At 62.1% G+C, this 12,653-nt stretch carries 12 protein-coding genes; 5 read left to right on the top strand and 7 right to left on the bottom strand.

Annotated features, from left to right (window positions below; genetic code table 11):
• Positions 1–7: 7 nt before the first annotated feature.
• The 4 genes from hflD to OP494_RS08280 all read right to left on the bottom strand — a co-directional run bounded on the left by hflD (position 8) and on the right by OP494_RS08280 (position 2,972).
• Positions 8–652 (bottom strand): high frequency lysogenization protein HflD, encoded by a 645-nt coding sequence (hflD, locus tag OP494_RS08295; RefSeq protein ID WP_280540271.1) that lies wholly within the window; start codon positions 650–652, stop codon positions 8–10.
• Positions 649–1,803, bottom strand: coding sequence for a tRNA 2-thiouridine(34) synthase MnmA (gene mnmA / locus OP494_RS08290; RefSeq protein WP_280540270.1), 1,155 nt, complete (start codon positions 1,801–1,803; stop codon positions 649–651). Before mnmA ends, hflD begins: the two co-directional genes overlap by 4 nt.
• Positions 1,804–1,932: 129 nt before the next feature.
• A complete protein-coding gene (locus tag OP494_RS08285) occupies positions 1,933–2,382 on the bottom strand; it encodes an NUDIX hydrolase (protein ID WP_280540269.1) in 450 nt (149 codons plus the stop codon).
• Complete coding sequence (locus OP494_RS08280; protein ID WP_280540268.1) at positions 2,379–2,972, bottom strand: pseudouridine synthase; 594 nt, start codon at positions 2,970–2,972, stop codon at positions 2,379–2,381. The genes OP494_RS08285 and OP494_RS08280 overlap by 4 nt, the downstream gene beginning before the upstream one ends.
• Positions 2,973–3,258: 286 nt before the next feature.
• Between OP494_RS08280 and clpS the strand changes: the two genes are divergently transcribed.
• Positions 3,259–3,594 carry an ATP-dependent Clp protease adapter ClpS gene (gene clpS / locus OP494_RS08275; RefSeq protein WP_245798073.1) on the top strand — a complete coding sequence of 112 codons (336 nt, stop codon included), beginning with the start codon at positions 3,259–3,261 and terminating at the stop codon, positions 3,592–3,594.
• A 111-nt stretch (positions 3,595–3,705) separates the two neighbouring features.
• Positions 3,706–5,967 carry an ATP-dependent Clp protease ATP-binding subunit ClpA gene (gene clpA, locus OP494_RS08270; protein WP_075369070.1) on the top strand — a complete coding sequence of 754 codons (2,262 nt, stop codon included), beginning with the start codon at positions 3,706–3,708 and terminating at the stop codon, positions 5,965–5,967.
• Between the two features lie 114 nt (positions 5,968–6,081).
• Here clpA and infA read toward each other — a convergent pair whose 3' ends face one another.
• The 3 genes from infA to aat form a co-directional block, all read right to left on the bottom strand.
• Positions 6,082–6,300, bottom strand: a complete 219-nt coding sequence (gene infA / locus OP494_RS08265) for a translation initiation factor IF-1 (RefSeq protein WP_011507732.1) — start codon at positions 6,298–6,300, stop codon at positions 6,082–6,084.
• Between the two features lie 173 nt (positions 6,301–6,473).
• On the bottom strand, positions 6,474–7,229 hold the full coding sequence (locus OP494_RS08260) for an arginyltransferase (RefSeq protein ID WP_280540267.1): 756 nt from the start codon (positions 7,227–7,229) through the stop codon (positions 6,474–6,476).
• A complete protein-coding gene (gene aat / locus OP494_RS08255; protein WP_280540266.1) occupies positions 7,226–7,951 on the bottom strand; it encodes a leucyl/phenylalanyl-tRNA--protein transferase in 726 nt (241 codons plus the stop codon). The genes OP494_RS08260 and aat overlap by 4 nt, the downstream gene beginning before the upstream one ends.
• A gap of 368 nt (positions 7,952–8,319) precedes the next feature.
• On the opposite strand from aat, the gene OP494_RS08250 reads away from it, so the two are divergent.
• From OP494_RS08250 to OP494_RS08240, 3 genes are all read left to right on the top strand, one after another.
• Entirely contained in the window at positions 8,320–11,475 is a 3,156-nt protein-coding gene (locus OP494_RS08250; protein ID WP_280540508.1) for a DNA translocase FtsK 4TM domain-containing protein, read from the top strand.
• A 127-nt stretch (positions 11,476–11,602) separates the two neighbouring features.
• Entirely contained in the window at positions 11,603–12,229 is a 627-nt protein-coding gene (lolA, locus tag OP494_RS08245) for an outer membrane lipoprotein chaperone LolA (RefSeq protein ID WP_247620654.1), read from the top strand.
• 108 nt (positions 12,230–12,337) lie between these two features.
• Positions 12,338–12,643, top strand: coding sequence for an MTH1187 family thiamine-binding protein (locus OP494_RS08240; RefSeq protein ID WP_097024111.1), 306 nt, complete (start codon positions 12,338–12,340; stop codon positions 12,641–12,643).
• The last annotated feature ends 10 nt before the right edge of the window (positions 12,644–12,653 follow it).

Genomic DNA, 12,653 nt, shown 5'->3' with positions numbered 1-12,653 from the left:
AGGACCGTCAGCGGTCGTCGAGGGCATTGAGTGATTTCTTGATGGACTGACGCTGAAGCAGCAGCTTCCAGCGACGGCCTCCTTGCTGGTGCCAAAGCAGGGCGAAGCGTACGCCCGTCAGCAAGGCGGCTCGCACGCGTTCGGGCATCATCCGGCTTTGTAGCAAACTCGGGTCACCTTGCACGACGATGCGGTAACGAAACGTGGACAGCGTGTCCTGATAGAGCTGACCGAGACTGGCGACCACGTTTTCGTGCGTCTCGCCGAAATGCTTGGCTTGGCCCTGCACGCGGCCCAGGCGCTCTCCCAGCGAGGCCAGCATGGCATCGTCCTTGCGCAGCTTCTGCATCAGCAGCACCAGCGAGAAGCCGTAACGCATCACGGCGGGATCGTTGCGCTGGCGATCCATCACCGCGCTGAGGGTGTCGATGCCCAGACGCAGATTGTTGTGATGGCCGCCGTAGATCGCCGCGAAGCTTTCGGGATTGGTCTCCAACGTGGCATGAATCAGCGTATTCCAGGCGCGTTCGTCGCACTGTCCGGTACGGGCCAGCTCGTCGACCACCGCAGCGGCCTGGAAGACGCCCGCCAGGGCCAGGGCCTGGCGGGCGACGGCGCTTTGTGGTGCGCTTTGGATCGGGGTGGGCGTCATGCGGCGTTGTCTCCTTGGCGCGCGTGTCGGTTCCATGTCTCGCGAATGACGCCGCCGCCCAGGCAGATATCATCTTCGTAGAGCACCAGCGACTGGCCCGGCGTGACCGCGCGTTGGGGGTCGTCGAAGAATGCTTCGACACCGCCGTCCTCGAGCACGCGAACTTGGCAGGCGACATCTTGTTGGCGATAGCGGGTCTTGGCCTGGAGGCGTGCCTGCGGTGCCGGCGGTTGACCGGCGACCCATTCCACAGGCTCGGTGCTCAGACTGTCGGTGTACAAAAGCGGATGGTGTTTGCCTTGCACGGCGACCAGGACGTTGCGTTCGAGGTCCTTGGCGGCCACGTACCAGGGCGCGTCGGGGTGGTTGGGCAGGCCGCCGATGCCCAGCCCCTGGCGCTGACCGAGGGTGTAATACATCAGCCCCATGTGCTCGCCGATGACCTCGCCCTCGGGCGTTTCGATCGTACCTGGCTGTGCGGGCAGGTACTGCTTCAGGAAGTCGCCGAAGCGCCGCTCGCCGATGAAGCAGATGCCGGTAGAATCCTTTTTGCGCGCGGTGGCCAGGCCATGGCGCTCGGCGATGGCGCGGACCTCGCTTTTCTCCATCTCGCCGACCGGGAATAGCGTACGCGCGATGGCGACTTCCGGCACGGCGTGCAGGAAGTAGCTCTGGTCCTTGTTGGCATCCAGACCCTTGAGCAGGCGCACGCGACCGTCACGCTCACCATTGCGCACGTAATGCCCGGTAGCGATGCGTTCGGCGCCGAGCATTTCGGCGTATTCGAGGAAGACCTTGAACTTGATCTCGCGGTTGCAAAGGATATCCGGATTGGGCGTCCGGCCGGCCTTGTACTCGGCGAGGAAATGTTCGAAGACGTTATCCCAGTACTCGGCGGCGAAGTTCGCGGTATGCAGCCGAATGCCGAGCTTGTCGCACACGGCCTGGGCATCGGCAAGATCGTCCTTGGCGGTGCAGTACTCGGTGCCGTCGTCCTCGTCCCAGTTCTTCATGAACAGGCCTTCGACCTCGTAGCCCTGCTCCAGCAGGACGAGGGCGGTCACGGACGAATCGACGCCGCCGGACATGCCGACGATGACTTTGCACGCGGTAGCGGCCCCCGCGGTGGAGGATTCCGTGGCGTGAGACATGGTCACTCTCGAATGGGTTGAGGATGGATTGATGTTCGGGGCGATATTATACCTGAAACCGGCTTCGTGCTTCGAGCTTGAGCCATCAGCGCTCGTAAATTGAGCCATCAGAGCTCGTGAATTGAGCCATCAGCGCTCGTGAATCACATCGAGCGGAAACTGGCGTCCGGCGATGGCGGCGCGTATGCGCTTGAGCACCAGCGGGCTGCGCAGGCGGTGCGCGCGCTCCAGTGCCTCGATTTCGTCGAGCGTGAGCCAATGCGCGGCGACGATGCCACTGTCCAGCGCATTACCCAGATGCGCCAGGGGAATCCCCACGAAGGCGTGGCTGTGAAACGTCACCTCATCGGGGGCGGTATACACATAAAGCCCCAGATAGCCGGTCAACGTGATGTGCCAGGCGGCTTCCTCGCGGGTTTCGCGTTCGGCAGCCTGGGTCAGGCGCTCGCCGGGTTCGAGATGGCCGGCGGGCTGGTTGAAGAGGCTGAACGGGCCGCCCTTGTCTTCCTCGACGAGTAGGTAACGGCCGGCGCGCTCGACGACGCTGGCAACAGTGACGTGGGGCGTCCAGCGGCTCATCGACGACTCCGGTGGCGCTTGGCCGGCGTAGAGGCCTTGCTGCGCGGCGCATGCAGTGTTTCCTTGCGCCAGGCGCCCGGCGCTAGATCATCGAGGCGCCAGGGGCCGATGGCGACGCGGATCAGGCGCAGCGTAGGATGACCGACATGTGCCGTCATACGGCGTACCTGGCGGTTTCGACCTTCGCTGAGGACGATTTCGAGCCAGGCGGTGGGAATGGCCTCGCGGTAGCGTACCGGCGGCTGGCGTGGTGCGATACCGGGCGCCTCGAGGCGCCGCACCTGGGCGGGCCGCGTCGGGCCGTCTTTTAGCGTGACGCCGCTGCGCAGCGCCTTTAGGGTCGTTTCTCCGGGGTCGCCTTCGACCTGCACCCAGTAGGTTTTGGGCTGCTTGTGACGCGGATGGCTGATGCGGTGCGCCAGGGCGCCATCGTCGGTCAGCAGGAGCAGGCCCTCCGAGTCGTAATCGAGACGCCCGGCGGGGTAGACCTCGGGGACATCGATGACGTTGGCGAGCGTTGCCCTGCCTTGCGTATCGGTAAACTGCGAGAGCATTTGATAAGGTTTATGCAGCAGGTAAAGCGAACTCATGGGCGGTCTCGGATCTTTCGACAAGCAGCGGCGATGGGCAAAGCCTACTCCGCACTCGGGGCGCGATGCCATACTTGCGCCTGCCAGGAGTGGGCTTTTTCATGGCGCCTACCTTGCATCCACGCCCAGCCGGCCGCACATTGAAGAAACCGGAGATAGGCGGCGGTGTTGGCCCTTGGGCGCTTCGTCTTGCCTATCCGGCGCGCACTTACGGACATTTCCATCTATGTTTGAATTAGAAAGCCCATTCGCATCTCGAGCGCCTGACGCGGCGGTCACCCTTGGCATGACGCGACCGCCCGGTGAGGATCCCCACGAAGACCCGGAGGGCGACGTATCGGTCCAGTCGGCGGACCCGGAGCTGGCCAAACCGCCGATGTACAAGGTCGTGCTGCACAATGATGACTTCACTCCCATGGAGTTCGTCGTCGAGGTGTTGCAAACCTTCTTTGCGTTGGAGCGGGAGAAAGCCGTGCAGATCATGCTTGTCGTGCATACCCATGGCAAAGCGACATGTGGCATCTTCACCCGTGATATCGCGGAAACCAAATGTCATCAAGTCAACGAGTACGCACGCGAATGCCAGCATCCGTTACTGTGCGATATCGACGAGGCGGACTGAGACGGCACTGCTGCGTTAAATCGTGGTCCAAGGTAGCACTTGCATAACCTCTGTTTGTGCCCGATTGTGAAAGTGCCGACAGACGCCATAGGCGGCTAAAAGGGGATTGCCATGTTGAGCAAAGAACTTGAACTCACCCTGAACACGGCCTTCACCGTGGCGCGCTCCAAGCGCCATGAGTTCATGACCGTGGAACACCTGCTGCTGGCGTTGTTGGACAATGCCTCCGCGGCCGATGTGTTGCGAGCCTGCGGCGCCAATCTCGAAAAACTGCGCGCCGATCTGCAGGACTTCATCAATTCCACCACCCCTTTGATCCCCGACGATCAGGAAGATCGTGAAACGCAGCCCACGCTGGGCTTCCAGCGCGTACTGCAGCGTGCCGTCTTCCATGTGCAATCCTCGGGGAAATCGGAAGTCACGGGGGCCAACGTCCTGGTCGCGATCTTCTCAGAGCAGGAAAGCCAGGCCGTTTACTTCCTCAAACAACAGAATGTTGCGCGCGTTGATGCGGTTAATTACATCGCGCATGGCATTTCCAAGGTTGCCGGACATGGCCAGTCTCCCTCTTCGCATGAAAGTGAAGAGGCCGAGGAGGGCGTGTCGGAGGGTAGCCCCCATCCGCTGACGGGCTATGCCACCAACCTCAACGAACAGGCGCGCCTTGGCAAGATCGATCCGTTGATCGGTCGCGACCATGAGCTTGAGCGCGTGATTCAGATCCTTGCGCGGCGGCGCAAGAACAACCCGCTGCTGGTGGGCGAGGCAGGTGTCGGCAAGACCGCCATTGCCGAAGGCCTGGCCAAGCGGATCGTCGAGGAAGATGTCCCCGATGTCATCAGCGATGGTGTCGTTTATTCACTGGACATGGGGACCTTGCTGGCCGGCACCAAGTACCGAGGTGACTTCGAGAAGCGGCTCAAGGGGCTGCTGGCCGAGTTGCGCAAACAGCCTAACTCGATCTTGTTCATCGACGAGATTCATACCGTGATCGGTGCCGGCGCAGCATCGGGCGGCGTCATGGATGCCTCCAACCTGCTCAAGCCGTTGTTGTCCTCGGGCGAGTTGCGCTGCATCGGCTCGACCACCTTCCAGGAATACCGTGGCATCTTCGAAAAGGATCGTGCCCTGGCACGGCGCTTCCAGAAAGTCGACGTGCCCGAGCCGACGGTGGACGACACCATCCGTATCCTCAAGGGGCTGCGTGGACGCTTCGAAGAGCATCACGCGCTCAAGTACACCGATGGCGCGCTGGACAGCGCGGTACGTCTGGCGGATCGCTACATCAACGATCGCTTCCTGCCGGACAAAGCCATCGATGTGATCGACGAGGCAGGGGCGCATCAGCGGTTGTTGCCGCCGGAAATGCGCGTCTCGACCATCGATGTCGATCAGGTCGAGGCGGTGGTGGCGTCCATCGCGCGGATTCCGCCGAAGAGCGTCTCCAGCTCGGACCGTACGCTGCTGTCGAATCTCGAGCGCGATCTCAAGATGTTGGTATTCGGCCAGGATGAAGCCATTACCAGCCTCTCGGCGGCGATCAAGCTATCGCGAGCGGGCCTTAAATCGCCCGACAAGCCGGTGGGCAGCTTCCTGTTCTCGGGGCCGACCGGGGTCGGCAAGACCGAAGTGGCGCGCCAGCTGTCGCAGTTGATGGGCATCGAGCTGGTGCGCTTCGACATGTCCGAGTACATGGAACGCCACACGGTGTCGCGTCTGATCGGCGCGCCTCCTGGCTATGTGGGATACGACCAAGGTGGCTTGCTGACCGAGGCGATCACCAAGCAGCCACATTGCGTGCTGTTGCTCGACGAGATCGAGAAGGCACACCCCGAGGTCTTCAACCTGCTGCTGCAGGTCATGGACCATGGCCGCCTGACGGACAATAACGGTCGTGAGGCCGATTTCCGCCACGTGATCGTGATCATGACCTCGAATGCCGGGGCCGAGCAGATCGCGCGTCGCTCCATCGGTTTCCAGACCCAGGATCATTCCACGGACGGCATGGAGGTGCTGCGCAAGACCTTCTCGCCCGAGTTCCGCAATCGCCTGGATGGCATCATCCAATTCCACGGCCTGGCACCTTCGGTGGTGCGCAATGTGGTCGACAAGTTCCTGGTCGAGCTACAGGCGCAACTCGACGAGAAACGCGTGCAACTGGATGTCGACGAATCGGCACGAGCCTGGCTGGCCGAGGAGGGTTACGATCCGGAAATGGGGGCGCGCCCCATGGCACGTGTCATCCAGGAGAAGCTCAAGAAGCCGCTTGCCGAGATGATTCTGTTCGGCGATCTCGCCGAGCACGGTGGCGTAGTGTATGTCACCCTCGAGGAAGGCGAGCTACACATGGAGACGGAGGCGGCCGTGGCCTGAGCGACTCCTCAACTCACGCCGTAACGCCGCACGCTTCACGCCCTGTCGTCATGACGGGGCGTTTTTCGTGGGCGCAGTAGCAAGCCGACAGCGCGAGTGCGCCGTGGTGGTGGCTCAGCGGGCGCGGTAGACGATGCGACCCTTGGAAAGATCGTACGGAGTCAGCTCGACCTTGACCTTGTCGCCGGTCAATATGCGGATGTAGTTCTTGCGCATCTTGCCGGAGATATGGGCCGTCACGACGTGGCCGTTTTCCAGTTCGACTCGGAACATGGTGTTGGGAAGGGTATCGACCACGACACCTTCCATTTCAATATGGTCTTCACGTGCCATATTAGGCGTTTCCTCGTATTGCGTTGAAAGCTTCTTCGAAAGTGCGCCACGGTTTGCGGCCGTTGCCAGCGCTAATTACCGACCGTGGCCAGCATCGGTTTTGAAGATAGCCCGATATTCTGCCGCATGCCGAGGGTTAAGGCAAAAATCATGTGCATGATGTTGCGCTAGCGTCATGATAAGGGCGTGTCGGCTAGGGGGATTCGACGCCGCCAATATCGGCCATCGAGGTATTCTAGAGGCTGAAAATCCTGTTTGTAGCGCATCTTGCGGCACTGACGAATCCAGTAGCCGAGGTAGACGTGGGGGAGCTCGAGCCGGCGTGCCAGCTCTATCTGATGGAGGATCGAGTAGGTGCCGAGAGAGCGGCGCTCGAATTCCAGTCCCGGGTCGAAGAAGGTGTAAATGGCCGACACGCCATGGCTCAGCAGATCCGTCGCCGCGACCGCGAGCAGTTGGCCTTCCAGACGAAATTCGATCAAGCGTGCGTAGGGGTGATCCAGGGTCAGGAAGGTGCGGTATTGCTCGTGGCTGGGCGGGAACATGTCGCCATCGGCGTGGCGGGTGCGAATGTAGCGTGCGTAAAGCGCATAATGTTCTTCGTGAAAAGCCGCCGGCCGTATGCGTGTTTCGAGGTCGGCATTGCGTGACATCAGCTTGCGCTGCGTGCGAGAGGCCGCGAAGTCTTGCACCGGGATACGTACCGAAATACAAGCCCGGCACCCCTCGCAGTGTGGGCGATAGAGATGTCGGCCGCTGCGCCGAAAGCCCAGCAACGACAGCGCGTCGTAGACGCCTTGACCGGGCTGTTCCTGAGGATCCAGAAATAGCGTAGTCGCCTCACGGTCCGGTAGATAGCTGCATCCATGCGGGACCGTGAGGAAGAAACGCAGATCTCGCGTGAGTTGGGATGGCGTGTTGCTGCTCACGTTGGCTTCGGCTCTTCGACTGGGAAATGATCGGGCGTAGCAGAAGACCACAGCATCGGTGATCCGTGGCCCTCCACATATTGGTCAAGATAGTCGATGAACGTTGAGCGGGCGATGCTGCGTGCGCCAAGACTGGCCAGATGAGGCGTATGCACCTGGCAATCGATCAGTCGTCCGCCGTGTGCCGCCAGATACCGGGCAAGATGCACCAGCGCCACTTTCGAAGCATCGGCGACGCGACTGAACATCGATTCGCCGAAGAACACGCCGCCCAGGCCGATGCCGTAGAGCCCGCCGACCAGTTCACCACCGCGCCATACCTCCACTGAATGGGCAACGCCTTCGGCATGTAAACGGCAGTAGGCATGGCGCATCTCTGGGGTAATCCAGGTGCCTGCATAGTCTTCGCGAGGCGTGGTGCAGGCGTCGATGACAGCGCTGAAAGCGTGGTCGAAGGTCACCGTGAAGCCCGCGTTGCGTAGGCGCTTGGCGAGGCTGCGGCGCACGTGGATCTCGTCGGGAAACAACACCAGGCGCGGGTCGGGGCTCCACCACAGGATGGGTTCACCCGGTGCGAACCATGGGAATATGCCGCGTCGATAGGCGCAGCGCAGCCAGTCCGGCGACAGCCCGCCGCCGGCGGCAAGCAATCCGTCGGGCTCGCGTAATGCTTGTTCGACGGGCGGGAAGCCGACCCGGTGGGGAGGTAGCCAAGGCAACATGGGTACGCGTCTCTGCTGATATCGTCCAAGAGGGAGCTTCAGCGTACGCCAGGTGCGGCATCGATAACTACCCGCTTCGCCTCCCGGCCGCGTGGCGTCGCCCTTCCGCGACAACGAGAGGTATGGCTTTTCCCCTGTGACGCAGCGCATGGGGTGGGTATGATGGCAAACCAGAAAAGCCCATCGGATGAGATGCGAGCCGTTCTCTCGCACGTGAAAGACAGGGACGGCACGCGTCGGGCAGTGTCGGCAACATTAGGTATCGCCATACGTGGCGCAAGGGGGATGGCCACTTGAGTGTCAATGGAAAACGCAACGAGCGCGGACAAACGGCGTCCCACGCCAAGGAGCAGGCACGTCGGGTCGTGATGCATTTGCAGGGGGTGACGCGCGAAGGCGCGGCCATCGTGCTGCTGGCTATCTGTGTCTTTCTCCTGTTGTCGCTTTTCAGTTATGTGCCTGGCGACCCGGGCTGGTCACACAGTGGCCCCAATCAAACGATCAATAACTGGATGGGCCCCGCCGGGGCGTGGCTGTCGGATGTGCTGTATTCGCTGTTCGGTGCCAGTGCCCTGTGGTGGCCGGGCATGTTCGGCTTCGCGGCCTGGCGGATGCTGCGTGCGCGGGAAGTGAATATCGCTTGGGACCCGACGGCGCTTTCGGTACGTACCAGTGGTCTGGTACTGCTGCTGCTGAGCACGACTACCCTGGGGGCGCTGCATTTCTATCATCCCGATAGCGAGCTGCCTTACGCGGCGGGCGGTATTCTCGGCGAAGGGCTGGTCGGTGCGTTACAGCCGCTGCTCAATGTGCAAGGCACCACACTGGTATCACTGGTCGCTTTCATGTGCGGCTTTACCCTGTTCACCGGCATGACCTGGCTGGCGGTCATGGATGAACTGGGGCGTGGCATGTATCGCCTGCTGGCGTGGAGCATCGCCAAGTGGCGCGGTAGTCGGCAGCGTTCAGCCCAGCGACGTGATGCCTACGACGAGGACGACATGGATGCCGCCGAGGCCGATGCGGCATTGGAGGAGGATGAGGCGCCGGCGAATGAGGGAAAACGCCCCTCATGGTGGCAGCGCTGGCGGGCGTCACGGCGGGCCCCGCAATTGGCGAGTGCGGCCGCGGCGCCATCATATGCGACTGCTAGCGAACGTCGTGTGGAACCCTCTTTCGAGACTACCGAGCCCACGCTTGGAACCTCGGCGTGGCGCAATGATGGCAAGACCGATATCCCCTGGGATGTTCCCGAGCACACGCCCTCCGCCAAGCGCCCGGATGCTGCCTATACGGCCCGCCAACGAGCCGATGACGAGCGAAGCGGCTCCACCAACTCTGACGCGCCACAGCACCACGCGGCCACTGCCTCAGCGTCGCATGACCGGGCTCGCAACGCGCGTGGCGAGAGCGAGGAATCTCGCCCCACGGCGCATGCCTCCGATGAGCCTGACGTGTCGTCTCAGACGCCGTCCCAAGCGGATACGAGCTCTGCGGCCTCGATGCGCGCCGATGTTACCCGACGGCGTGTTCCTGAACCCATCCCGGAGCCGCTGACCGCTGACGACGATGACGACGTTCCGCTCGGTGATTGGGGCATCCAGGCCCGCCGCGACGATGATGACGTCGGAACGGCGCCCCCCGCCACGTCAGCACGCGAGCCGGATGACGCTTCGACGACGGCGTCCGAGGATGCCACGTCGCCGGAACCCGCGCCCGAGGCGCCGTCGGAGCCGCCACGCCCCCGCATCAGCTGGGACGACGAAGCCCCGGAAGCACGCTCATCGGCACCGGCCTCGGCGCCGCCCGAGCCCGAGGTGCCGGATGCGCCTTCGGAGGATATGTCACGGTCAGCGCCGCGTGGCCAGGTAGAAAGCGCCCCCGGGGAAGCGCCCGACGTGCGCACGGCCGAGCCGTCGGCGAGCGAGCCGGAAGGCGATGATGAGGCTCCGGCATTGTGGACGGTGGAGCATCTGCAGAATCAGCGTCCCGAGACCGTGCCATCGACCGAGCCCGAGGGGGCGTTGCCCACGTTGCGGCTGTTGACGCCGACCGGTGAGCAAAAACCCAACTATACCGATGAGCAGTTGGCGGACATGGCCGAGCTGCTGGAAACGCGGCTGCGTGAGTATGGTGTCAAGGCAGAGGTCGTCGACACCTGGCCGGGCCCGGTCATCACCCGTTTCGAGATCAAGCCCGCCGCTGGGGTCAAAGTCTCCAAGATCAGCAATCTATCGAAGGACTTGGCGCGTTCGCTGATGGTCAAGAGCGTACGCGTGGTGGAGATCATCCCTGGGCGTCCCACGGTAGGGATCGAAATCCCCAACCCTAACCGCGCCATGATTCGGCTGCGCGAAGTACTGGACTCGGATGTCTACCAGCAGGCCGATTCGCCGGTCACTATGGGACTGGGGCAGGATATCGGTGGTAATCCCGTGGTCACCAATCTCAATAAGATGCCACACCTGCTGGTGGCCGGGACCACGGGGTCGGGCAAGTCGGTGGGCGTCAATGCCATGCTCATCTCGATGTTGCTCAAGGCGACGCCGGATGAAGTACGCATGATCATGGTCGATCCCAAGATGCTGGAACTGTCGGTCTACGACGGCATTCCGCATCTGCTGGCGCCGGTAGTCACCGACATGAAGGAAGCCGCCAACGCATTGCGCTGGTGTGTGGCCGAGATGGAGCGACGCTACAAGCTGATGGCGGCGATGGGCGTGCGCAACCTGGCCGGCTTCAACGCCAAGCTCGACGAGGCCGAACGGCATGGCGCCCAGGTTGCCGATCCGCTATGGGAGCCTCAGCCGTGGGAGATGCATCAGCAACCCCCGGTACTCGAGAAGTTGCCATACATCGTGGTCGTGATCGATGAATTTGCCGACATGTTCATGATCGTCGGCAAGAAGGTCGAAGAGTTGATCGCACGCTTGGCGCAAAAGGCCCGCGCCGCAGGGATCCATTTGATCCTTGCCACTCAGCGTCCTTCGGTCGACGTGGTCACGGGTCTCATCAAGGCGAATATTCCGACGCGCATGGCGTTTCAGGTGTCCTCCAAGGTCGATTCGCGCACCATTCTCGATCAGGGCGGAGCAGAGAACTTGCTCGGCCACGGCGACATGCTGTATCTGCCCGCTGGTGCCGGCATGCCGACGCGTGTGCACGGCGCCTTCGTCGACGACGATGAAGTGCATCGTATCGTTGAGGACTGGAAGCGGCGCGGCGAGCCTGAATACGTCGATGAGATCCTCTCGGGAGGTGTCTCGGCGGATGCCTTGACGGGGCTCGAGTCGGAAGGTGCTGAAAGCAACGATCCCGAGCGGGACGCGCTCTACGATGAAGCCGTGCAGTTCGTCACTGAGTCACGTCGCGCTTCGATCTCGGCGGTGCAGCGTCGTTTCAAGATCGGCTACAACCGGGCCGCACGCCTGGTCGAGGCCATGGAGTCGGCGGGTGTCGTGTCGTCGATGGGTACCAATGGGTCCCGCGAAGTGCTGGCATCGCCACCTGCCGCCGATCATTGAGCGCACAAGCGCTCCTAGAGGCCAGTAAAAAGTGCAAAGACGGTGAACGTTGCCTCGGGCGTTGCAACTTTTTCGTCCGAGGTGGCGTCACACCGTGTAACGCAGGATGAGGAAACAAGGAGTGGTAATGAAAACATTCAAGCTGGCCTTGGCCCTGGGCGCGGCATTGGCGTTTCCGAGTATGGCGCAAGCGGATGGTGTGGAACGTTTGACGAACTTGTTGGAGCCGCTGGACAGCTATTCGGCGGATTTCGAACAGCAGATCCTCGATGGTAGCGGCCAGCGCCTGCAGAAGGTCGAAGGCCATATGTGGTTGTCCCGTCCCGGCAAGTTCCACTGGGAAGTCGACGCGCCGTATCAGCAGGTCGTGGTCTCCGACGGTGACAAGGTGTACCTCTACGACCCCGATCTGCAACAGGTCAGTGTTCGCCCGCTCGATACGCGGGTGACACATACGCCAGCATTGTTGCTTTCGGGAAGCGCCGAGGCATTGACCGAAAACTATGAGGTAACGAGCCGCCAAGAATCCGGCATCGAAACCTTCACGCTCATACCCAAGTCGCCCGACACGTTGTTCGAGAGCCTCGAGCTTACCTTCGAGGATGATCGCCTGGAGGGGTTGCAGATGGAAGACAGCACCGGACAGCGTACCGCGATCAACTTCGATGACATCGACGTCAACGACGACATTTCGGACTCGCGTTTCGAATTCGAGATTCCCGACGGGGCCGACGTCATCCGCGAAGGCGGTTGATCGGCGCCGTCTACTGATGCGCCAGGCCCACGTGGCCTGGCGTTTTGCGTTTCAGAGCAGGCTTGCCGAGAGTTACCGAGGCGAGCGTCAAGACGAGGAGGAAGTGCTATGCATGTCATCGTCGATCTATGCGTCGTGCCGTTGGGCGTGGGCGTTTCGGTGGGGGAGCACGTCGCGGCCTGTCAGCGCGTTATCGAGGCCTCGGGGCTTGAGTACCGCATGCATGCCTACGGCACCAACATCGAGGGCCCGTGGGACGACGTCATGGCGGTGGTCAAGGCGTGCCATCAGCGCGTGCACGAAATGGGCGCGCCACGCATTACCACGACGCTGAAGATGGGCACGCGCACAGATCGCGAGCAGCACATGGATGACAAGGTCGCCAGCGTCGAGCGGCACCTACAGTCGCCCTGATTGCGACCAT

The sequence above is a fragment of the Chromohalobacter sp. 11-W genome, assembly GCF_029889905.1.
Taxonomy (GTDB): domain Bacteria; phylum Pseudomonadota; class Gammaproteobacteria; order Pseudomonadales; family Halomonadaceae; genus Chromohalobacter.
The sequence above is the reverse complement of the archived record's forward strand: the minus strand, read 5'-3'. Positions and strand labels throughout refer to the sequence as shown.

Bases quoted from the DNA above. Each gene is read 5' to 3' on its own strand.
- hflD (WP_280540271.1), bottom strand. From the start codon at position 652: ATGACGCCCACCCCGATCCAAAGCGCACCACAAAGCGCCGTCGCCCGC.
- mnmA (WP_280540270.1), bottom strand. From the start codon at position 1,803: ATGTCTCACGCCACGGAATCCTCCACCGCGGGGGCCGCTACCGCGTGC.
- OP494_RS08285 (WP_280540269.1), bottom strand. From the start codon at position 2,382: ATGAGCCGCTGGACGCCCCACGTCACTGTTGCCAGCGTCGTCGAGCGC.
- OP494_RS08280 (WP_280540268.1), bottom strand. From the start codon at position 2,972: ATGAGTTCGCTTTACCTGCTGCATAAACCTTATCAAATGCTCTCGCAG.
- clpS (WP_245798073.1), top strand. From the start codon at position 3,259: ATGACGCGACCGCCCGGTGAGGATCCCCACGAAGACCCGGAGGGCGAC.
- clpA (WP_075369070.1), top strand. From the start codon at position 3,706: ATGTTGAGCAAAGAACTTGAACTCACCCTGAACACGGCCTTCACCGTG.
- infA (WP_011507732.1), bottom strand. From the start codon at position 6,300: ATGGCACGTGAAGACCATATTGAAATGGAAGGTGTCGTGGTCGATACC.
- aat (WP_280540266.1), bottom strand. From the start codon at position 7,951: ATGTTGCCTTGGCTACCTCCCCACCGGGTCGGCTTCCCGCCCGTCGAA.
- OP494_RS08250 (WP_280540508.1), top strand. From the start codon at position 8,320: ATGCATTTGCAGGGGGTGACGCGCGAAGGCGCGGCCATCGTGCTGCTG.
- lolA (WP_247620654.1), top strand. From the start codon at position 11,603: ATGAAAACATTCAAGCTGGCCTTGGCCCTGGGCGCGGCATTGGCGTTT.
- OP494_RS08240 (WP_097024111.1), top strand. From the start codon at position 12,338: ATGCATGTCATCGTCGATCTATGCGTCGTGCCGTTGGGCGTGGGCGTT.